16 protein-coding genes are annotated in these 21,766 nt (G+C 41.9%); all 16 read left to right on the top strand.

Annotated elements, in window-relative coordinates:
* Positions 1-8 precede the first annotated feature (8 nt).
* The 16 genes from AC6I3O_RS24700 to AC6I3O_RS24625 all read left to right on the top strand — a co-directional run bounded on the left by AC6I3O_RS24700 (position 9) and on the right by AC6I3O_RS24625 (position 21,647).
* A complete protein-coding gene (locus AC6I3O_RS24700) occupies positions 9-1,181 on the top strand; it encodes a glycosyltransferase family 2 protein (RefSeq protein WP_497853160.1) in 1,173 nt (390 codons plus the stop codon).
* 28 nt (positions 1,182-1,209) lie between these two features.
* Positions 1,210-2,394, top strand: coding sequence for a glycosyltransferase (locus AC6I3O_RS24695; RefSeq protein WP_497853159.1), 1,185 nt, complete (start codon positions 1,210-1,212; stop codon positions 2,392-2,394).
* Between the two features lie 18 nt (positions 2,395-2,412).
* Complete coding sequence (locus AC6I3O_RS24690) at positions 2,413-3,573, top strand: glycosyltransferase family 2 protein (RefSeq protein WP_497853158.1); 1,161 nt, start codon at positions 2,413-2,415, stop codon at positions 3,571-3,573.
* Positions 3,574-3,584: 11 nt separating this feature from the next.
* Positions 3,585-4,634 (top strand): polysaccharide biosynthesis protein, encoded by a 1,050-nt coding sequence (locus tag AC6I3O_RS24685; RefSeq protein WP_497853157.1) that lies wholly within the window; start codon positions 3,585-3,587, stop codon positions 4,632-4,634.
* Entirely contained in the window at positions 4,635-5,903 is a 1,269-nt protein-coding gene (locus AC6I3O_RS24680) for a glycosyltransferase family 4 protein (RefSeq protein WP_497853156.1), read from the top strand.
* The gene (locus tag AC6I3O_RS24675) at positions 5,903-7,252 is read left to right on the top strand and encodes a glycosyltransferase (RefSeq protein WP_497853155.1); all 1,350 of its coding nucleotides are present in this window, start codon (positions 5,903-5,905) and stop codon (positions 7,250-7,252) included. The genes AC6I3O_RS24680 and AC6I3O_RS24675 overlap by 1 nt, the downstream gene beginning before the upstream one ends.
* A gap of 33 nt (positions 7,253-7,285) precedes the next feature.
* The gene (locus AC6I3O_RS24670) at positions 7,286-7,708 is read left to right on the top strand and encodes a nucleoside-diphosphate sugar epimerase/dehydratase (RefSeq protein WP_497853154.1); all 423 of its coding nucleotides are present in this window, start codon (positions 7,286-7,288) and stop codon (positions 7,706-7,708) included.
* A 12-nt stretch (positions 7,709-7,720) separates the two neighbouring features.
* Complete coding sequence (locus tag AC6I3O_RS24665) at positions 7,721-9,640, top strand: pyruvate formate lyase family protein (RefSeq protein ID WP_497853153.1); 1,920 nt, start codon at positions 7,721-7,723, stop codon at positions 9,638-9,640.
* Positions 9,640-10,407 carry a 4Fe-4S cluster-binding domain-containing protein gene (locus AC6I3O_RS24660; RefSeq protein WP_497853152.1) on the top strand — a complete coding sequence of 256 codons (768 nt, stop codon included), beginning with the start codon at positions 9,640-9,642 and terminating at the stop codon, positions 10,405-10,407. Before AC6I3O_RS24665 ends, AC6I3O_RS24660 begins: the two co-directional genes overlap by 1 nt.
* A gap of 44 nt (positions 10,408-10,451) precedes the next feature.
* Positions 10,452-11,750, top strand: a complete 1,299-nt coding sequence (locus AC6I3O_RS24655; protein ID WP_497853151.1) for a glycosyltransferase family 2 protein — start codon at positions 10,452-10,454, stop codon at positions 11,748-11,750.
* 25 nt (positions 11,751-11,775) lie between these two features.
* Positions 11,776-12,597: an FAD synthase family protein gene (locus AC6I3O_RS24650; RefSeq protein WP_497853150.1), complete on the top strand. Its 822-nt coding sequence runs from the start codon at positions 11,776-11,778 to the stop codon at positions 12,595-12,597.
* Positions 12,581-14,917: an SAM-dependent methyltransferase gene (locus tag AC6I3O_RS24645; protein WP_497853149.1), complete on the top strand. Its 2,337-nt coding sequence runs from the start codon at positions 12,581-12,583 to the stop codon at positions 14,915-14,917. Before AC6I3O_RS24650 ends, AC6I3O_RS24645 begins: the two co-directional genes overlap by 17 nt.
* 13 nt (positions 14,918-14,930) lie before the next feature.
* Entirely contained in the window at positions 14,931-16,304 is a 1,374-nt protein-coding gene (locus AC6I3O_RS24640) for a sugar phosphate isomerase/epimerase family protein (RefSeq protein ID WP_497853148.1), read from the top strand.
* A gap of 4 nt (positions 16,305-16,308) precedes the next feature.
* Positions 16,309-17,247 (top strand): sugar phosphate isomerase/epimerase family protein, encoded by a 939-nt coding sequence (locus AC6I3O_RS24635; RefSeq protein WP_497853147.1) that lies wholly within the window; start codon positions 16,309-16,311, stop codon positions 17,245-17,247.
* A gap of 186 nt (positions 17,248-17,433) precedes the next feature.
* Positions 17,434-18,387 (top strand): MBL fold metallo-hydrolase, encoded by a 954-nt coding sequence (locus AC6I3O_RS24630; RefSeq protein ID WP_497853146.1) that lies wholly within the window; start codon positions 17,434-17,436, stop codon positions 18,385-18,387.
* A gap of 17 nt (positions 18,388-18,404) precedes the next feature.
* Positions 18,405-21,647 (top strand): S1 family peptidase, encoded by a 3,243-nt coding sequence (locus AC6I3O_RS24625; protein WP_497853145.1) that lies wholly within the window; start codon positions 18,405-18,407, stop codon positions 21,645-21,647.
* Positions 21,648-21,766 lie beyond the last annotated feature (119 nt).

Genomic DNA, 21,766 nt, shown 5'->3' with positions numbered 1-21,766 from the left:
ACAGAAGAATGATAGATAAAATAGAAGGCCCTTTGCTGACAGTCATACTCCCTATCTATAACGTGGAATATTATCTTGACAAATGCATAGAAAGCGTAGTTAGCCAAACATACAAAAATATAGAAATCATCCTTGTAAATGACGGCTCCACAGACCATTGCGGAGAAATTTGTGATGGCTGGACGAAAAAAGATTCCAGAATAACCGTATTACATAAACACAATGGCGGCCTGGTAAGCGCCCGGCAGGCAGGTTTAAGGGCTGCTTCCGGGGATTATATAGCATATGTTGACAGCGACGACTGGATCGGAAAGGAAATGTATGAATCCCTTATGGAAATAGCCGTTTCCCATAACCCAGATTTAGTGACCAGCGGATTAATCCGCGATTATGCCAATCATACTGTGGTGGAAAACGAGAAAATAGAAGCAGGCGTCTATGAAGGAGAAAAGCTGCACGAGTTATTACATCATGTCATTCATACAAGCCACTTTTTTGAATCAAAAATTAACATGCATATTACCAATAAGATATTTAGAAGGGAAGTATTAGTAAAATACCAAATGGCAGTACCTACAGACGCCAAAGTCGGGGAAGATGCGGACGTGGTATACCCCTATCTTTTTGAATCAAAAAAAATAGCCGTATCCGGAAGATGCTTTTATCACTATGTGATGCGGGACGACTCTATCATGGGGGCGTCTGCGGCACATAAGAAAAGTCTGGAAATCATGCAGGAAATATTCAACAGGTGTATTTCCAAAAATGAAGAAAGAATACAAAATATCAGAGAACAATTATCCCAGGTAGCGGCCTTTTTCACATGCATGTCCGCCCCTGAATCCATAGTTCGACTGGAAAACGGTATCCTTTTCCCATTCCAGGATGTTAAGCGGCATGACAAGGTTATCTTATACGGGGCAGGGAGGTTTGGGAAAGCAGTGAAAGAACTGTTCATGTCCAAACAATATTGTGAAATCCTGGCATGGTCAGATAAAGCAGAAACAGACGGTGTCATTCCGCCTGAAAAAATTCCAGAGTACCAGTTTGACAAACTCATCTTAGCAGTTATAAACGCGGCTGTAGCAGACGAGATTGAGGACATGTTAGTAGAAATTGGAATCGACAGACAGAAAATATGCCGGGTAACTCCAAATTGGGATATGAGAAAACAGGAATAAAAGAAAGGTTTAACCGATAGGCGGCAGGATGGAAAGAAAAGGCTTCATTAGCATAATCATACCGGTATATAATGCAGAACCGTATTTAGAGGAATGTGTGGAGAGCGTGTTAAAACAGACATACTCCCAATATGAGTTAATTCTGATCGACGACGGCTCAACCGACGCCAGTTGGGAACGCATCCGTTCGTATGCCGGTAAAAATGGGAAAGTAAAAGGACGAAGGAAAGAAAACGGAGGTCCGAACAGCGCCCGAAAACTAGGGTTAGAAATCGCAGAGGGAGAGTATGTGATGTTCATTGACGCAGATGATTCAGTAGACAGGCTGCTTTGCGAGAAGCTCATACGGGCAATGGAGGAGCATGGAGTGGATATGGTGATTTCCAGAATCAAGAAGAAGCTGGAAGGCAGGGACATCGGCGTAATCGGAGGATGGAAAGAGGGAAAATATCCCGGTGCATATATGGCGGAAAACCTGATCGACCCAGATGTATTTTACAGGGCAAACATGCCGTTAGGGCTGGCGGCCAATTTATACCGGGCAGAAATCTTGAAAAAAATATTCCGCACAGTAGATAAAAAAATCCGGTTTTCAGAAGACTATTCCTGCCATATGCTGTCGCTGCTGGATTCAAAATATGTCTATTGCCTGGATGAATGCCTGTACGATTACCGGCAAAACAAGGATTCGCTCATGCACAGCCACGGAAACAGTAATTTTGAGTCAGAAAAATATTTGTATCGTTTTCTGACGTCTGAATTGAAAAAAAGAAACGCTTCGGAAAAGCTTCATAAACAACTGGAATGGGTGGTCATTTTCTCTCTGCTGGTGGGAGGGTACGGAACCTTCCGGGAGAAAAAATATTTATATCCGTTCCGGGATGTCCGCCGGGGAAGCAGGATCATCCTCTATGGGGCAGGGGCTTTTGGGCGGGCGCTTTATGAGTTTGCAGAGCAAAGCGGCTTCTATGAAATTGCGGCCTGGGTAGACAAGAACCACCGGATTTATCAAAAAGAAGGATTTCCTGTAAACGATATAGAAACCATAAATACTTTGGATTATGACTATCTTGTGATAGGGCTGTTAAGGAGCGATTTGGCGGCACAAGTCAAGAATGGGCTGGAAAAGAAAGGCGTCAGTCCGGAGAAAATCAGGACGGTGGATACAGAACTAATATCCTGCCAGGAACTGCCGCAATGTTTTTGGACATAAAAGAGACGAGGAAAAGAAATGTTAATCAGTATCATAATGCCTGTATATAACAACGAGACCTATTTCCCAATGGCGGTAGAAAGCATCCTGGTGCAAGACTATCCCGATTTTGAGCTGATCATAATCGACGACGGTTCTACCGACGGAACGCCGGCAGCCGCAGACGAAATGGCAGAACGCGACGGCCGCATCCGGGTGATCCACCAGGAGAACCAATGGATATACGCAAGCTTTAACCGGGGGATCGAAGAGGCAAAAGGAGAATATATCTATATCCTGAACTCTGATGACAGGCTGCGCAAAGGCAGTTTAAAAAAGATGGCTGACAGCGCAGAAAAATACAGGCCGGACGTAGTCTGGACAACCGTCCTCACCCATGTATGCGATGAAAAGCAGAACATTCTTATCTGTAACAAAGGCAGGGCAGACCGCCACGTAAAAGAAGAAGCCTACTATCCGGACGAGAGGGAGGTAAGGAAACATTGGCCATATTTTTACGGCAGCCTCCTTGCACATAACCAGGCAAATCTGTACCGCAGCGAAATCATGAAAAAGCACAGGTTCAGGAACGACGTGTACGGGGCGGACGCGCTGTTCAACGTCAGCATAGCGCCAGACGTCAAATCTGCGCTGATACTGAAAGAGCCTGTTTATGATTACTTAATCTACCAGCAGCCATCCATGAACGCATCGGTCGGCAAATATTATCCCTATGAACACGATATGTTCAATGAAATATACGTTAGGTATAAAAGTATGTTCCAGGGATGGGGGCTTCCGGAGGAAAGCTACCGGGAAGTCTTGGGAAATTTCAGGTTACGGCAAGTATCAATGGAGATCCGTTCACTGTCAGCCATAAATTGCCCCATGACATCCAGCGAAAAACTGAAACATATCCTATGCAAAGTCCCGGACGCTGTGGTATCTGCCTGTGCTCAGTCAGACAACAGGGAAGAAGAATTAGAGAGCCGCATCCTATCCGGGATGAGGGAACTGCTTCTTCGGGAATCCATAGAAGAAACCGACGAAATGTATTTTGCCTATGAACTGTTAGATTCCCTCTTACGGTACGAAAAAGAGGAAGAAGATTACAGGAAAATCGAAAGGGCAATCCGGCATCCATCCAACCCGATGCATATCGGACAGATATTTTACAATCAATTGAAAGGGAACGGTTAGCAGAAGAATCCATGGAGACAAGTATCTTTAAAAATAAAACTCTATTCATCACCGGAGGGACAGGCTCCTTTGGGAATGCGGTTTTAAGGCGTTTTATCACAACCGATATCAAAGAAATCCGTATCTTCTCCCGGGATGAAAAAAAGCAGGACGATATGCGGCACGAATACCAGGCCAAATACCCCCAGTATTTTGAGAAGCTAAAATTCTATATCGGGGACGTCCGGGAAATCCAGAGCATCCGGAACGCCATATACGGCACGGATTACGTTTTCCACGGGGCGGCGCTGAAACAGGTTCCCTCCTGCGAATTTTTCCCGGTAGAGGCGATCAAAACCAACGTCCTTGGGACAGAAAACCTCCTGACGGCGGCAATCGAAGCAGGGGTAAAGAAAGTCATCTGCCTGTCCACGGACAAAGCGGCATATCCGGTCAACGCCATGGGGACGTCAAAAGCCATGATGGAGAAAGTCGCGGTTGCGAAATCCAGGACCGTACCCCAGGAAAAAACCAGCATCTGCTGTACCCGCTATGGAAATGTCCTGTGTTCCCGGGGGTCTGTGGTCCCACTGTTCATCAGCCAGTTAAAGCAAGGGCATCCGATGACCATAACCGATCCCGCCATGACCCGGTTTATCATGAGCCTTGAGGAGGCGGTGGATTTGGTGTTGTTTGCATTTGAACATGCCAGAACCGGGGATATCATGGTGCAGAAAGCGCCCGCCTGTACGATTGGCGATCTGGCAGAGGCGACGGCAGAGATTTTTGGCGTCAGCCATTCGTTCCAGGTCATCGGCATCCGCCACGGGGAAAAGATGTACGAGACGCTGCTCACAAATGAGGAGTGTGCGAATGCGGTTGACATGGGGAATTTTTTCCGGGTTCCGTGCGACCGGAGGGACTTGAACTATGATAAATATTTTCGTTATGGCAATACAGACTGGAAGAACCTGGACGCGTTTACATCCGATAATACCGAAAGGCTGGGAGTCGGGCAGGTAAAAGAAAGGCTGTTGGAGCTTGCCTATATACAGGAAGAATTGCAGGGATGGGGGCATTAGATGAAGGCTTTGGCAAATGGTTTGATTGCAAAGAAAAAAGTACTATGGCTGTGCAACATTGTGCTGCCTGATTTCAGCCAGGAATTTGGGATTAAGAGGAACAACTTTGGGGGATGGATGACCGGGATGCTCCACGGGATGGAGAAGGAAGAGGGGACAGAGGTGAGCCTGTGCTTCCCAATCATAGATAAGGTCCGGTTAAAAGAAGGCACGTGTAAGGGGCATGACTATTATACGTTTTTATATGATGTGGATGCGGTGACGTATACCGATGAGTTAATCCAAACATTTGAAGATATTTTGGAGAAGAGCCGTCCGGACCTGGTTCATATCTGGGGGACTGAATATCCCCATACGACGGCGATGCTGCTGGCGTGTCAAAGGAAAGGGATGTTAGAGAGGGCGGTAGTGAATATCCAGGGCTTGGTATCAGTTTATTCCAAACATTATATGGCTGGGATACCGCAGGAATATAGAGAGAGGGAAATAGAATGCGGAATCAGTATGGAAGAAGAATATCGCCGGTTTGAGGAACGGGGAAAATGTGAGGTGGAAAGCCTGAAACTGACACGGCATGTAATCGGCAGAACCGATTGGGACAGGGCGTGTGCCGAAGCAATCAACCCCAAAGTCCAATATCATTTCTGCAATGAAATATTAAGGGATATTTTTTATGAGTATGCGGGATGCTGGGACTATGGAGCTTGCCAGAAACATTCCATCTTTGTGAGCCAGGCGTCGTACCCCATAAAGGGATTCCATTACCTGTTAGAAGCCCTTCCTGTGGTAATCCGGAAATACCCGGATACCCATGTATATGTTGCGGGGGTCAATGCCTGGGATACAAAAGGGAAGAATCCGTATTCCCAATATATCATCGAGCTTATGGAAAGGTTTGGTTTGACGGAGCGGATTTCGTTCTGTGGGAGCTTAGATGAAAATCAGATGGTTTGTCAATATTTAAAAGCGAATGTATTCGTATTGCCGTCAACGGTTGAAAACTCGCCGAATTCATTAAAAGAAGCAAAATTACTGGGGGTTCCGACGGTGGCGTCATTTGTTGGAGGCGTTTATAGTGAGCAGAATATTGGGGGAGATAACTTTTTTTATCCATATGATGAACCTCTAGTGTTAGCACATTATATCTGCGTACTCTTTGAAAGCAGGAAATATCCCGTTCCTTATACGTCAAAATTTCATGATGCCGAAAGTTGTGCAGAGCGAAATATGAATATATACAGAAGTATTATATCCAAAGAAACACTGTAATGAAAGCTATAGTTCCAATGAAGGGAGTAGAAATGGCGTTAGTGTCTATTATTGTACCGGTATATAATGTGGAAAAATATTTGGAGCAGTGTATTAACAGCCTGCTAAACCAGACCATGAAGGACATAGAGGTAATCTGCGTAGATGATGGCTCGACGGATTCTTCTTCGCGCATATTAAATGAATTTTCCTCCCGTGCCCCCAGGGTACAAGTAATCTCAAAAGAGAATACAGGATATGGAGACAGTATGAATAGAGGGATTGCAAGGGCAAAAGGAAAGTATATCGGAATAGTAGAAAGTGATGATTATGTGCTTCCGGATATGTTTTCCAGTCTTCTTCGGGAAGCGGAGAGAACAGACGCCGATGTCGTAAAGTCTAACTATCATTCCTTTTCCGAAAGTTCTGGGTTAAACTATGAAGAAATATTAAACGGGATTCCATACCACAAAATTTTGAACCCCAAAGACCATGAAAGAATCTGGAAGATCATCCCCAGCATATGGAGCGCTCTTTATAGAAAAGATTTTTTGGAAAAAAATGGGATTATGTTTCATGCAACGCCGGGGGCTTCTTATCAGGATGTTTCTTTTGGGTATAAAGTATTGCTTTCAACTGAAAAAATGGTCTGTGTGCCGGAAGCATATCTATGCTACCGAAGCGACAACGAAAATTCTTCCGTAAAATCAACGAAAAAAGTATTCTGCATTATGGATGAGTTTGGAGAAATCAAGAAGTATATTAGACAGAAGCGGCTGGAATCCATGATGCCGATTATCTTGAGAGAACAATTCACACATTATACAGGGAATTATTACAGGATAGATTCCATATACCAGTATGCTTTTTTGCAGCGGATGAGAGAAGAATTCGTGCAGGACTATGAATCCGGGTATGCAGAGCAGAGTTTGTGGCCGGAGAGAGACTGGGAATTGCTGCATCAGATTATGAGGAACCCAGAGGCATATTTTGAGTCAACGAACATAGATTACCTGAATAAATATAAATATAAAGCATATACGATGAACCATTGCCTGCCTGAAATCGGCGCAGAAAAAATCATAGACAATGCAGAAAGGATTATCATCTATGGGGCAGGAATGTATGGGCAAAAATTATTAGGAAAGCTGTCTGATAAGAGTAAGATTATTGGATTTGCAGTGACCAGTTTAAAGTCTGATATGCCGAAAGAAATACAAGGGATTCCGGTATATGGAATCCAAGATTTAAAGGAATTTCATTCGGAGGCAGTGGTTCTTGTAGCCATGAAAAAGGTTACGCAGCAGCCGGTGTTGGAAGTATTGAAGAGTTATGGATTTCAGTCTGTTATTTCGCTGGATTCCATCTGAGAAGCGCAGAGATATTCGTTGGAGGAGATAAATATGATTGATATAGACGATAAGAAAAATAATGTGATTACTGAGAGCGCAGTGTGGATGAATTTTGTGGTAGCAAAACGGTGGTTAGAAAACAGAAATGCAAATAAAAGTTTTGTAGATTATTTTCACCAATGCGGTTATAAAACAATCGCAATATATGGCGCAGGTGATATGGGAAGGTTGTTGTATGAAGAAATAAAAGAGTCAGACATTCAGGTAAAATATTTTGTGGACCGGAATGGGGAAGGGATACATGCCATTGATGGGATTCCAGTTATAACCATATCACATTTGGACGAGATGGATGAAGTTGACGTGGTGGTGGTGACATTTTCTAACACATATGACAAAATGTGTAAAATGTTGGCAAAATTCGTGCCGGAAATCAGGACGTTGTCAATCAAAGACGCAATATTTGAGATGTAATGGAGGAGCAGTATGATTGCAAGAAAGATTTCAAAAGAATTTAAAGAGGATGGAATAGATAAAAGTTATGATGAGATTTTTTCTTTGATATGCCGAAACATGGAGATTCAAATTAAGGAGCAAAGGTTCGTGTATTTTATTGATACGGATTACCTGATGGATACGACCAGAGGGATGCCATATGAGAACCTGTCCCCGGCATATGAAAAAATACTGAGTTTTGGCTTGAAACAGTTAAAATATCCGGAGGCGGAGATTACAAATGAATTTTGCGAAAGTTATAATAAAACGCTGGACAGTATGTCAGAGCTTGCAGACCGCATTATTGTAAGGCTGAAAGAGTGCAGGTTTGATATGGACAGACAAATAAAATGGTTTGAGAGGATGAAAGATCAACCCGCGGTACATTTTGAAGAAGCAGTTCAAAGAATGCTGTTTGTAAATCAGATGTTCTGGCAGACGGATCATAAACTAACCGGGCTGGGGGCGTGGGATACTTATCTGTATCCATATTTTGAAAAAGATATAGAGTCAGGACAAATTAGGAGAGAAGAGGTACAAGAAATTTTAAAAGAAGTATATAGGGTACTTCACGAAAATTACGAGTATAAAAGCAATGTATTGATGGGAGATACCGGTCAAATATTTGTGTTAGGGAAATCCGATATGAATGGCAGCTATATATGTAATGATCTGACATATTTATTTATTGAGGCAATGAAAGAAGTACAACTGCCGGATCCCAAATGTTTGCTTCGGGTAAATGCAAATACTCCCAGACCGTTGATAGAGCTTGCTTTGGAATCGATTGCCACCGGAATTGGGGCGCCGTTATTGGCAAATGACGACGTGGTTATTCCCCAATTAATTGAATTTGGAATAGAACAGTCAGATGCGTACGAATATACGACCTCCGCATGCTGGGAACCTCTGATAGGCGGAAAGAGTTCCAGCGTGAATAATATGAACGTACTGAATTACTTAAAAGCCTTGGATAACCTGCTCAGAAGAGAACGCCTGGAAAATGTGAAATCTTTTGACGAACTGTTAGAGAGATACCTGGTATATCTGAAAAAGAATATCAACGAGATAAAAAGGGTTTTGAACATGCGTTGTTTCCAGTATGACCCGTTGCTGTCTGTCTTTACAGACGATTGTTATAAGAATAAAAAAGATGTTTCCTGGGGAGGCGCCCGCTATCACGATGTAGGGATAGCGTCTGTTGCGATGGGAAATGCGGTGAATGCCCTCCTGAATATAAAAGAGTATGTTTTTGAATGTAAAAAATATTCTTTATATGACGTAAAGCAGATGACGCTTCTGGATTTTGAAGGAAAAGAGGATGTCCGGGCAGAGTTGAGGTCAAAACCGTCTGGCTGGGGGACCGATAGGCCGGAGGTAATTGAGCTTGTTAACAAGATAACTTCGTGTGCGGCAGAAGAGTTGAAGGAATATCGCTCTTACCTGGGCGGAAGGCTGAAGGTGGGACTGAGCGGATCCGCTTACCTGGATGCGGCAAGGGAGTTTGTCGCGTCCTTTGACGGGCGCAGAAGCGGAGAACCATTTATCGTCCACATTTCAAATGAGGAGAATGACGGTTTTACAGAGATTATAAATTTTGTATCACTATTGGAATATGGCGAAGGAAGATTTAACGGAAACGTGACAGATTTGATGGTCAACCCGGAATTCATTAGTCAGAATTGGGATAAATTCGTTGATTTTCTAATGCTCTGTATTAAAAAGGGATTTTTTGAAATGCAGATGAACGTAGTCGGCAGCAGGACGCTTTTGGAGGCGCGGGAACATCCGGAAGATTTCCCAAACCTGATTGTGCGGGTGTGGGGATTCAGCGCATATTTTAAAGATCTTCCGGAAGAATATAAGAATGTATTGATCGAACGTGCATTGAAGAACGAGGGCGCTGCGTGATGCATAAGAAATTACTGGTTACGAACATACAGAGAATGTGTTTCCAGGATGGACCGGGGATTCGTACTACCGTTTTTACCAAAGGGTGCAGCATTCACTGTCCCTGGTGTTCCAATCCGGAAAATATGCGGTTCCAGGCGGAAACCTATGAGAAAGACGGCATGAAAGGCGTATATGGAAAAGAGTATTCTGCTTCTGAATTAGTAAAAATCCTCTTGAAAGACCAGGATTTCTGGGATGACGAGGGTGGAGTGACTTTTTCCGGAGGAGAGGCGTTGATGCAGGCAGAAGCATTGCAGGATGCATTGAAGGAGCTGAAAAAACACCAGGTACATACAGCGGTGGAGACGGCATTGTTTGTACCTTCGGAAAAGCTTCGGCTTGTGCTGCCATATATTGATTTCTTTATAGCGGATATAAAAATTCTGGATAGGGAATTATGTAAAAATGTGCTTGGCGGCGATACAAGGATTTACCAGGCCAATGTGGAGCTGGCATATCAAAGCGGCAGGCTTGGACAATTTCGGATTCCCTGTTGTCCGGAATATACATTTACAGAGGATAATAAAAAGAAGCTTCTGGAATTCCTAAGGCAATATCCGGATATCCCGGTTCAGGTATTTTCTGTCCATAGTTTAGGAAAGAAAAAATACGAGACGCTGAATCGGCCGATGTGGGAAAGCCAAGGAGTAGGGCAGGACGCCCTGGAGGAGTATTGCACAGAGCTTATACAAGAAGGAATTCGGGCAGAGGTAATTCATATTTAATAAAGTATATCCGGTAAGATGTATCTGGAAAGAAAGGAACAGCTATGAACAAGATCGGCGTATTTATATGCAATTATAATAAAGCAGAGTTTGTGGTAAGATGTGTAAAATCCATCAGGGAGCAGACCTGCCAGGAACTTGATATCCTGGTAGTGGATAATGCGTCTACGGATGATTCGGTAGAGAAATTAAGAGATTGTTTCGGTGAAGAGATAACGATTATAGAAAATGAGGAGAATGTTGGAGGTTCCGGCGGATTTGGAAGGGCAATCCGTATGGCGCTGGAATTGGGATACCAATATTTTATGCTAGTGGATAATGATGCTTTTCTGGATAAGCATGCCGTGGAACATCTGTACAGGTATATGGAAGCGCACGAAGATACCGGTATCTGCGGGGCGGAGATTCTGTGCATGCAGCATCCCAATAAAATCCAGGATCTCGGCGGAAGGCTGGATCTGGAAAATTATTTTATGGGCGGGGTCATTGCCGGGTTGGAGGAGCTTTCAGGAAATGCGGTTCTGGAATGTGATTATGTCGCAAGCTGTACGGTGATGGCACGGACAGAAGCGGTACGTAAATTCGGCGGTTTCCCGGAAGAAAATTTTATTTACTGGGATGATGTGGAATGGTGTGCCAAATGTTGGAATGCCGGATATAAAGTCGTAGTGAATGGGTTTGCCAAGGCTTATCATGATTTTTCTGACAGAGATTTCCGGAATATGTTTTTCCGTTACTATGTCAACAGGAATCGTTATAAATTTTATACAAAATACCTTCCGGAAGAAAAGCTGGAGGATTTTTACCAGACAATTACCAGAGAATTTTTTTCCCAAAATTATGCGGCAATGAATAAAGGAAAATATGGAACCGTCTTAACTTCCTGGAACGCTTTGGATGATTTTATGCATGGAATCACCGGAAAAGCGGCGGATGGGAAAATCGTCCCTTATGTAGAAGGAACGGACAGGCTTGCAGGAAGAGTTGCCGAATCGAAATCCGTGATTATTTATATGAGGAGGCATACTGGGGAAGATTATAGCGGTCTGAATAATGTATTCAGATATTTGATGAAACATAAAAAGGACATTAAAATTAGGGTAACTTTTCATTTAGAGGAATATAATCTTTCGGAGTATGATCTGGTTTTTGAATTGTGCAGCCATGTTACCAGGATAAAAGAAAATATATTACCGAGAATTTACATAGACCCGTGGCGGAATTATGTACTGGATGAAGATGATTATCAATATTTTCGTAATTATGAACAGAGTCTTGCGAAGTTCCAGGAAATGTACAGGCCATTGTTTGCAAATCAGGTAAAGAAGCTGCGTAAGGGATAGATTCTTGGCGGGGGAAAGGTAAGATATGGATAGTATAGAGGAGAGGAACTGTTTTGACGCTGTTTCCGGATTAAACGGTAAAAAAATTATCCTTTTTGGGGCCGGAGGGATGGCGGGGCATTATTTGGAAAAATACGGCGATAAGTACCCGCCGGCGCTGATTGTGGATAATGATGCGGATAAATGGGGCAGTGAAAAAAACGGAATTAAAATTGAAAATCCGGATATGCTCACCGGTTTTGTACGCGGAGCGTATCGGATTGTAATTGCAGTAAAATATTTTGAGCCGATTGTGGAACAGCTTGCCGGAATGGGGATTGGTGAGGAGGACTACCGGATTTTTGACAGAGAGATGGACATGCTGTTACACGGCAGATTATTTCAGCCAATCGCTGACGGGAAGTACCATATGGGATATGTGACGGGGGTGTTTGATTTATTTCATATTGGGCATCTGAATTTGCTCAGAAATTGTAAGACTCGGTGCCATTATCTGGTAGCGGGGGTTCTGACAGATGAACTTACAGAGCAGGATAAGCGCAAGAAGCCATTCATACCTTTTGAAGAACGGCTGGAAATTGTCAGACAGTGCAAATATGTGGATCGGGTCATTGCCGTGGATTTCCACAATACGAATAAAGTAGATGCTTGGAAAGACTTAAGGTATGGGTGCCTGTTTTCCGGAAGCGACCATCAGGGAGAGCCATATTGGATGTGGCTGCAGAGTCGGCTGAGGTCGCTGGGTTCGGAACTGGAATTTTTCCCATACACGGAAAGCACCAGTTCTACAATGCTGCAGGCGGCAATCAGAATGAAGACGGAGAAGATACATGAAGCCAGTTTGTGAGATGGATCAGGTGATTGGAGAATATATTGAAAATCATGAAAAGAATGAATTTAGCGATGTATTATCGAAAGACGAACGGCTGGAAGCGGCTTTTTATCTGAGCGAGCTGCCAAATGGGCTGTTTGGGTGGTATCCTTTCGAGAAATCCGGAAAGGTTCTTCAAATAGGAAGCTGGTTTGGCGCATTTACGGAAATGCTATGCTCACGCTGTCAGACGGTCACGGTTGTGGAGCCAGACCCATATCGCGCCCATATGACAGGAAAGAGATTCAGGGAGTTTGCGGATTTAAAGATTGTACAACGAAACATAGCAGAGTATTGCGGAGAATGTAATGAAAAATACAACTATGTCATATTTGCCGTTGATGAAAAGTTCGATATCATTCCGGATGTTAATGCATACAAAGAAATACTCACCGCCGCAAAATCAGTTCTGGATAAAGACGGAAGAATATTAGCGGCGATGCCGAACCGATTTGGAATCAAATATTTTTGCGGAGAACCCGACCCAAACACGAAAGTTCGGTTTGACGGGATGACGGAGAATAATTCTGGCCTTTATCGTTTTGACAGGCAGGAGCTTCTGTCATTTGTAAGCAGTATGGAATTTCCGTATGCAAAAATATACTATCCCGTGCCAGATCATCACCATACTCAGATGATATATACGGATGACTATCCGCCGGGGCCGGATATGAGAGAGCGTCTTCACACTTATGTCAGCCACAAAACGTCCCGGCTTTTAGATGAGTGGCCGCTGGTAGAACGTTTGACTAAGAATGGAGTTATGTATTTTTTTTCTAATTCTTTTTTGGTGGAAATGGGGAATGGACCGTGCAGTGAGGTGGCATACTCGTCGATTTCAGCAGAACGCGCCCGCACAAGGGCGTTTGCAACCAATATTATGAAAAACAAAGTTGTTGAAAAGATTCCTCTGTATGACGAAGGCAGGGCAGGGATTAGGCAATTGCTCCATAATACCTGTAAACTGGCTGAAAGAGGAATATCTGTTTTAAAGATAGAGGAAAAAGAAGGACGGGCGGTGATGCCGTATATTGGCTATCAATCTTTTTCCAAACATCTTCAGGAAATTGTGCAGGAAGATACAGAGCTGTTTGTAGAATGCATGGACAGGCTGCGTGATGATATCTTACGCTCATCAAGACATGCGCCGCCAAAGAAGAATGTTTTTCTCGAACAGGCGCCGGATGTGGATTGGGGAGTGATACTGGAACAGGCATATCTTGAGATGATACCTGTAAACAGTTTTTGGAACGAAGGGGAAATCCTATTTTATGACCAGGAGTTTACCAAAGAGAATTGTCCGGCGAATTACGTAATGTTCCGGGCATTGAAAGATATCTATCATTTCTCGCCGGAAATTAACGATATGCTTCCGTTAGATGCAATGAAAGAACGCTACGGGCTTACGGTGACGTGGGAATATTTTGCACAGGAGGAAGAACGGTTCCAGACGGAGCTTAGGAGAAGGAATGTATACAGTGGTTTTTTCCAATGGCTGAGATATTTGTTTGACGTGGTAGCGAAAAACAGGAGAATGCTGGAGAAAGGGGGAGGAGAGAGGGAATATTTTAACCCGCTTTCTGAGCTGGACAGCAGGCGGATTATTTTGTTCGGGGCGGGAAAGATAATGGAGTATTATTTGTATAAATATGGAAGAGATTTTCCGCCGGTTTTTATTGTTGATAATAATCAGGGGAAATGGGGAAAACGAATCGGCGATGTTGAAATAAAGTCCCCTAAAACGATAGCCAGGCTTATGCAGGGAACCTACCGGGTGATTATCGCAGTGAAGGATTTTGAGCCTATTGTCAGCCAGTTAGAGAATATGGGGATTGGAGCAGACAGTTTTCGGATTTTTAATGTGGAAATAGATGCATTACTGGGGGAGCGGGTGTCAAATCCCATGGCAGACGGAAAGTATGAACACGGATATATAGCGGGAGAGTTTGACAAATTTGGAATGTGTGATTTAAAGCTGCTGGAATATTGCAAGGGGCATAGCCGGTGTCTGTCGGTAGGCGTATATACGGATGAATGGATTGAGATGACAGAAAACAGAATCCCGGAGGTCGCTTTTAAGGAGCGGTTGGAAATCGTGCGCCAATGTAAGTATGTGGACAGGGCGGTTCCCGTTGGCGTGGATTCACTGAATGAAATCCAGATGTGGAGAAAATTAAAATTTGGATGTTTGTTTTTGCGAATGGAAGACAGGGAAGTTTCTGATACGGTTTGGCTGCAGAGGAAACTGCGGACGCTTGGAGCGGAGCTTGAGTTTTACCCAGGATTTACAGAGTAGGAGGGATTGGCATATGGAGATCATCTGTTCATCTGCCGGCATCGTGAATCCGTTTCGTCCCGGACAAGGGGTTATGGATATGTTGGACGCCGGTTTTCAGAATACATCGTTAGAGTTTGATATGTCTTGTTCCAGTTATGAGCTGGAACATTATGGAGAGATTCGCAAGGATGAGGAAGGGGAGGCAGACAGGCTGTTTCTTCCTGTTTCGGAGCATCCGGAAGAGGTCCGGAACTTTTTTGTAAAAATGCATGGGGAGTGTGTCCGGAACCATCTGCGAATCCCGGTCGCCCAGGCGCCTTGCCTGCCCCGGGATACGAAGCGGGAGGATTTGGCGGGGAGGCTTACCGAGATTCAGAAGGAATGTATCCGCTTTTGCGGGGAGATTGGCTGTGGTTATCTTGTGGTTCGTCCGTTATATGCAGATACGGTTTACAGATCGGATGCGGTTTCCCAGGGAGATGCTGCTTACGGAGGATATGCGGCTGGCGAAGAGTTCAGCCGTGGGATTGTTGGACATGCAGACGATATACAAGAAAAAGAATGGCGGATAAACCGAAAGTATTACCTGGGGCTGGCAGAGATGGCCCGTGAAAACGGTGTTATGGTTTTGCTTGAGAACCAGTGCCGGAACCGGAATGGCAGGATGGTGCGAAGCGTTTGTTCCGACGGTGAGGAAGCCGCAATGTGGCTGGATTGGCTAAACCGGGAAGCCGGTGAGGAGCGTTTCGGGTTCTGCATGGACGTGGGCGTGTTGAGCCTGTGCGGGCAGGATATGTATGAGTTCACCCTTGCGTTAGGGGATCGGCTTAAAGCAGTGGTTTTAAGGGATTGCGACGGGCAGAATGAAGGCTCTTTGCTTCCGTTTACCTGCGCTTGCTTTGGAAAGCCGCGGACGGATTGGCTGCGGCTTTTGCGTGGGCTTAGGGAGATTGGGTTTGACGGGCAGTTAATCCTGGATGCCTTTGACACGGTAGTTACATTTTCCCCGCTTTTGCGTCCGCCCCTTCTAAGGCTTGCAAAGGCGACGGCAGACTATTTCCAATGGCAGATAGGGATTGAGAACCTGCTGAAGAAGTACCGGAAGATTGTGCTGTTCGGCGCAGGGAACATGTGCCGGAATTATATGAAATGCTACGGGGAGAAATACCCGCCGTTGTTTACCTGCGATAATAATGAAAAGACATGGGGGACGGTATTCTGCGGCCTTGAGGTGAAACCGCCTGGGGCGATGAAAGACCTGCCGGAGGATTGCGGGGTTTTTATCTGTAATATTTATTACCGTGAAATTAAGCGGCAGTTACAGGCAATGGGAGTAGAGAATATCGAGTTTTTTAACGATGAATATATGCCGTCGTTTTATTTTGACAGGCTGAAAGGGGTGTAGCGGTATGGTTTCCATAGGCGTACAGACGAAGGGCGTGGTAGAGGATCGGGACCCGAAAGCGGGATTTGAACTGCTGAAAAGGGTGGGATTTTCTAATGTTGATTTTAGTTTGAATTCGTATCTTCTGAATACGTCGCTGTACCGATTTGAGCTGAATAGTTTTTTTGACCAGACGGTTACGGAATTGGAGACGTTTTTCCGACCCCATAAGGAGGGGGCGAAAGCCGCCGGGGTGAAGGTTCACCAGATGCATATGCCGTATCCATTGTATATCCCTGGCGGTAAGAAGGAGATCAACGACTACCTGTGGAATGTGGTTGCGCCGAAAAGTATGGAAATCTGCGCTTTTTTTGGGTGCCGGTATCTTGTAGTGCATGGGTTCAAGCTGTCGGGGAACCTTGGGTCTGAGGAAGCAGAGTGGAGGCAGACGGAGCGATTCCTGGATTCTCTTGCGCCGATGGCGAAGGAGAGGGGGATTGTCCTCTGTATCGAGAACCTGTACGATGTGCTGGGAGGGCATGTGGTGGAGGGACCTTGCTGTAACGCGGGGAAGGCGGCGGAGCGGATTGATCGGTTTAATGAGAAGTACCATGTGGAGGCGCTGGGGTTTTGCTTTGATACGGGGCATGGGAATTTGGTGGGGATTGATTTTGAAAAGTTTCTGGTAAGGCTTGGGCATCGGCTGAAGGCGCTTCATATCCACGATAATGATGGAGTGGGGGATTTGCACCAGATACCGTTTACGTTCACGAAGACGAGGGAGAATCGGGCTTCCACGGATTGGGAGGGATTCGTCAGGGGGCTTAGGAGGATTGGGTATGAGGGTGTGTTGAGTTTTGAAACGGCGCCGGCGCTGACGGCATTTCCGGGGGAGATGAAGGAGGCGGCGCTGGGGTTTATTGCGGGGATTGGGGAGTATTTTGCCGGTAAAGTCGCATTATAAAGTAGAGTGTTTAAAAGTTAGAATATTATAAAAATAAATGTCGAAAAATGTCGAGTGATGTGATATAGTAAGAGCGTGGCTCAAAGGTAAGGAAATGAAGAGAAGGTAGCTTCTCTTTGTTTGCTTACTTTTTTTATGATAAAAAAATTACAAGACAGATATAAGCTGCGGAGGGAGCAATAGAAAATGAGTATGGAAATAAAAAGTTTTGGGATAGAACAAGCTGATTGTTTTTTAATAAAAATAGAGGAATCGGGTAAACATTTTAACCTGTTAGTAGACTGTGGGAAAGAGGGATTGCTGAACAAAATTAAAGAGGAATTAAATGGCGAGACATTAAATGGTGTAGTTATAACTCATATAGATGCAGATCACATTCGAGGAGCCATAGATTTGATGGAGAAGGGTGAAGAGAGTATTATTCGGAATAAGACATTCTTCTTGTACAATAAATATGATGAAAGCCTAATCAGCTACGAACAGGGACAGAAGTTATTTGAATTGATAAAGCAGCATAATCGTGAAAAGTTATTAATAAAAAGTTATGCGAGTAATTATTTTAGGGAGAATGAAGTATTAAGGAGAAGATGCAAAGGTTCAGAACTTCCAGTCTGGCTTCTATCAAAAAAACAAAGGGCTCTTATAGATCGGTGTTCATTAGAAAAAAATGTTGTATATATTACAATTCTTTCGCCAGATATAATTACATTAAAAAAATTTATGCGAAGCTGGAATGAAAATAAAAAGAATTCGAGCCTTCAAAACAAAAGCTCAATAGTTTTTTTGTTGGAATTTAACGATAGGAGTATCTTAATGCTTGGAGACGGTATGGTAACATATGTGGAGAGGGAATTGGAAAATATAAAGGGGCTTACACATATTGACTATATAAAGATATCGCATCATGGGGCATTAAATAATAATAAAGGGCTGGTAAATATTATTAATAAGTATAAGTGTGAACATGCAGTAGTGACAATAAAAGGTAATCAAAATAATGAGAAAAAACATCCAAGCAGAGAGTTAATAAAAGAATTAGAAGCAGCGGGATGTTACCTTTATACAAGTACAGAATATGAATGTGATGATAATGATGATGAGATAAAATATATTGTAGTTAAAGATAAACTTGTTGTTTAGATGTGAAAGGAGTACAAATGAAAAATTTAGTGTATATTCAGACATTTAATCGGTTTGGAAGTGGTATATTGTTTCCATGCAAATATAAAGACAGAAATACTTGTGTAATTTTGACAAATTATCATGTGATTCGCGATTTAAAATCAGACGGGAGAAATAAGAAAGAGTTTATTAACCTAGAATTTTATGATATGTTTGGAAATGAGGTCAAGAAAGAGTTTATCAAGGCGGTTTATGTAGAATATGGTGAAGTTTGTGACAACGAAAGCGATTTAGCGTTACTACTGGTTGAACTAGACAAAATGGTTTGCATTTCATTTGATTTTGAAGAGGAGATATTATGGGAAAAGCCTGCTTCAAAAAGCATTTGTTCGGTTGGTTATCCTAATATATTGCAAGATGATGATGTGAACCGCAGATTAATTATTGAAGGAAAAGTAGAAGATACATTTCCGCAGATGAAGAAGCTTGGAATATATAAAATTACAGATAGTTACCATTGGTATAAACATATGTCAGATCGGGATTTATTTGAGGGATTCTCAGGAGGTCCGGTTTATCTGTATTCAGAACAAAAGAAATATCTTATTGGAATTAATCAATCCTTGTGCAATGTCGGAGATGGGGATAACCCGTTTAAGCTGGTTTATTTTATTAGGATAAGACAGGCATTTGAGTTTTTAAGAGAAAACGGAATTATATTGTTTGAGTATAATGATGGGAAGATAGAAATTGAATGGACAGGGAAAGGATTAAGCCATGACATTAACGAAAATGAGAGAGAGATTAGTGTACTGCTTTTGGGCGGAAGTGGTTCAGGTAAATCGTCCTTTATTAATGAATTGATGTTACATGGAGATGCTGTGAATGCTAGCGGGGATGGGCAGACGACAAGGATGGACATTGATTATTCTTTGAATGTTTGGCATAAGAAGACTGAATTAGAACTGAGATTTTATAATAAAGAAGAATTTGCAGTGCATATGGAAGAATTGACAAATATAAACAGGATAATTTATTCTTTCCAAAACCCATATTGTTTTCCATATAGGAATTTGGAAGAAGATATGATTGCATATTTAAGGATAGTATTTGAACCATTGGAAAAAATAGATAAAATATTTGAGAAGGATTCATATAAGAAAATTATTGGAAACAATGTAAAACTTGATATTCCCCCAATAATTATTAAAATAAACGATGTTTTAAGAAAGGGAGACGACGCTGAAAAAGAAGAGATAGTTTCGGTATACAAAAATATTTTAAGTTTATTTGGAAGAATGACTAATTTAGAAAAATCACCTATTAGTCCTAATAAAATTAGTGCTATATTTAGAGAGGACTGGCGTGAATGCTATCATAAAAATTGTAAAAAGGAAGACAAAGAAAATGTTGAGATATCTTTGGAGGAATACATAGAACATATTTTAAGGTCAGATAATGAAGATATTGAAAATTATGTTTATAAGGAAGAGGAAAGGCAGCAGTTGTATGATGTGCTAAATAGCAGTAAGGGGTTTTTTGATGTCAAAGAATTCTTTTTTCTTTTTGACGAAAAGGAACCGGAAGAGCATATTAGAGAGCTTGTAAGCAAATATCAAGAATCCATTGATGAAAATATTAAGAGTGAGAATACGGGAGGGGATAAAGAAGAGAATAGAAAGGAAAGTGTGGGAATAAAACAATATTATGAAGAACTTTATGAGTATATTTATAATGAGATATATAACAAGGTGAAAGATTATTTGGTAGAAAAGTATACTCTGAAAATTGAATTTTCGGAAATTAATGAGGATTTAAGGCAGATTATAGGTCTATGTCTGAAAGTGATAGGCGGAAGTTCCTTATCTGGAATGGTAAAGAAAGTTCATGTTATAGACTTAGTATCCAATAATTATGCGCTTATGGTTAAAAGAAGCGGGATAAAAAAAATAAAGTTAATTGATACTTGCGGGTTAGATCATATTGAGAGAGGAAGCGGAATCAAAAGAATATTATTGGAAAGATACACAGAATACAAAGATAATAAGATTAAATTGGATGCAGTATTTTATCTAAAAAAATTGGATGCAGGGAAACCAACTGAATTAGAACGGATTCTTCCGATTTTATATAATATAGAGCCTGATCAGCCAATATTTAATATTTTTACTGGCGCAGATATTTTTTATGGAGGAAGGGAAGAATATCTAATAAATTTTCCATGGAGTGACGAGTTATATAAAATGGAAAAGAAAGATGAGAGAATGCGTATTCCCAAGAGTGTAGCATATATTTATGATAGCCCCAATATTGTAAAAAGGATTCCATGTTCTGAGGAACGTAAAAGAGATTTGTATAGAATAATCAAAGAAAATTTAATGCCTTTTGTTTCTGAGACTGAAAAAAGGAAATGCAAAGATTTTGCGAAGAGTAACCGTATTTATCTAAAAGATGTACTGGAGTCACTTCTTTCGGATGAGTGGAATTCTGGATATGTGGATCGAGAAAGGATAATTAGAATAATTGACGAAGAACCAGAAGAGTTTATTGTAGCTTTAGAAAATGATATTAATAATATGTTTTGGTCAGCTTCAATTTTTGATTGGAAATCACGTCACCATATGACGGTTAATGCAAATGTCAGAAGGATATTTGGAAAAGTAAAAAATGAAAATTATATGGGGTATAATGGTATTTATCTTGACAGATGGGATTTATTATTAAAAGAAGGATTCCAAGAAGCTTTTTTGACGAATAAAAGCGAAGTCATTGAGTTCCTTTCTAAAAAAGGAACTTCAAAAAGTCAGCTAGAAAGAATGTTTGGTAAATTAAAAGAAAATATAATAAAGGAAGATGTGAAATACAACAAGGAGCACGACAAAGAGGAATCCAAGTTTAGAAAAATATTTGTTAAAATGTATTCATGTGAAAGGTATTTTGATAATAACCCATACCAGATCGATTCAGAGCTGAAGTTGGAAGGACAAAAGGAAAAGAGAGAGTATCTCGAAGACATATGTAATTTTCAGAAAGGGTTAAAAAATGATAACATAAAAAAGGAATTTCGGGAGTTATTTATTGACGAAATTAAAAAATATGTAAACGAAGAGAATCAAAGACGAATAAGAAATCTATGGCGGTATAAAACCGATTTCAAAGAAAAAGTAAATGAAGTAATTGAAGAAATGAAAGAAATTGCAGGAAAGGACGACCCGGAATACTTATATGAAGTGTTTAAAATATTTCTCGATTTATATAAGGAAAACTGTAAAAAATAATGAAGATGAGCCATAATTGTTAAATTTTTATAAAAAAAGTGTCGAAATTTGTCGAATACTGTGATATAATGTAAAAGGTTTATCAAAGGTAAGGAGATAGAGAGAAGGAAACTTCTCTT

The sequence above is a fragment of the Sporofaciens sp. St.21A7 genome, from assembly GCF_059728535.1.
This window is presented reverse-complemented; position numbering and strand designations above follow the sequence as displayed.

What these genes read in the sequence shown, in the direction of transcription:
- AC6I3O_RS24700 (WP_497853160.1), top strand. Translation starts at nt 9, where the DNA reads ATGATAGATAAAATAGAAGGCCCTTTGCTGACAGTCATACTCCCTATC.
- AC6I3O_RS24695 (WP_497853159.1), top strand. Translation starts at nt 1,210, where the DNA reads ATGGAAAGAAAAGGCTTCATTAGCATAATCATACCGGTATATAATGCA.
- AC6I3O_RS24690 (WP_497853158.1), top strand. Translation starts at nt 2,413, where the DNA reads ATGTTAATCAGTATCATAATGCCTGTATATAACAACGAGACCTATTTC.
- AC6I3O_RS24685 (WP_497853157.1), top strand. Translation starts at nt 3,585, where the DNA reads ATGGAGACAAGTATCTTTAAAAATAAAACTCTATTCATCACCGGAGGG.
- AC6I3O_RS24680 (WP_497853156.1), top strand. Translation starts at nt 4,635, where the DNA reads ATGAAGGCTTTGGCAAATGGTTTGATTGCAAAGAAAAAAGTACTATGG.
- AC6I3O_RS24675 (WP_497853155.1), top strand. Translation starts at nt 5,903, where the DNA reads ATGAAAGCTATAGTTCCAATGAAGGGAGTAGAAATGGCGTTAGTGTCT.
- AC6I3O_RS24670 (WP_497853154.1), top strand. Translation starts at nt 7,286, where the DNA reads ATGATTGATATAGACGATAAGAAAAATAATGTGATTACTGAGAGCGCA.
- AC6I3O_RS24665 (WP_497853153.1), top strand. Translation starts at nt 7,721, where the DNA reads ATGATTGCAAGAAAGATTTCAAAAGAATTTAAAGAGGATGGAATAGAT.
- AC6I3O_RS24660 (WP_497853152.1), top strand. Translation starts at nt 9,640, where the DNA reads ATGCATAAGAAATTACTGGTTACGAACATACAGAGAATGTGTTTCCAG.
- AC6I3O_RS24655 (WP_497853151.1), top strand. Translation starts at nt 10,452, where the DNA reads ATGAACAAGATCGGCGTATTTATATGCAATTATAATAAAGCAGAGTTT.
- AC6I3O_RS24650 (WP_497853150.1), top strand. Translation starts at nt 11,776, where the DNA reads ATGGATAGTATAGAGGAGAGGAACTGTTTTGACGCTGTTTCCGGATTA.
- AC6I3O_RS24645 (WP_497853149.1), top strand. Translation starts at nt 12,581, where the DNA reads ATGAAGCCAGTTTGTGAGATGGATCAGGTGATTGGAGAATATATTGAA.
- AC6I3O_RS24640 (WP_497853148.1), top strand. Translation starts at nt 14,931, where the DNA reads ATGGAGATCATCTGTTCATCTGCCGGCATCGTGAATCCGTTTCGTCCC.
- AC6I3O_RS24635 (WP_497853147.1), top strand. Translation starts at nt 16,309, where the DNA reads ATGGTTTCCATAGGCGTACAGACGAAGGGCGTGGTAGAGGATCGGGAC.
- AC6I3O_RS24630 (WP_497853146.1), top strand. Translation starts at nt 17,434, where the DNA reads ATGAGTATGGAAATAAAAAGTTTTGGGATAGAACAAGCTGATTGTTTT.
- AC6I3O_RS24625 (WP_497853145.1), top strand. Translation starts at nt 18,405, where the DNA reads ATGAAAAATTTAGTGTATATTCAGACATTTAATCGGTTTGGAAGTGGT.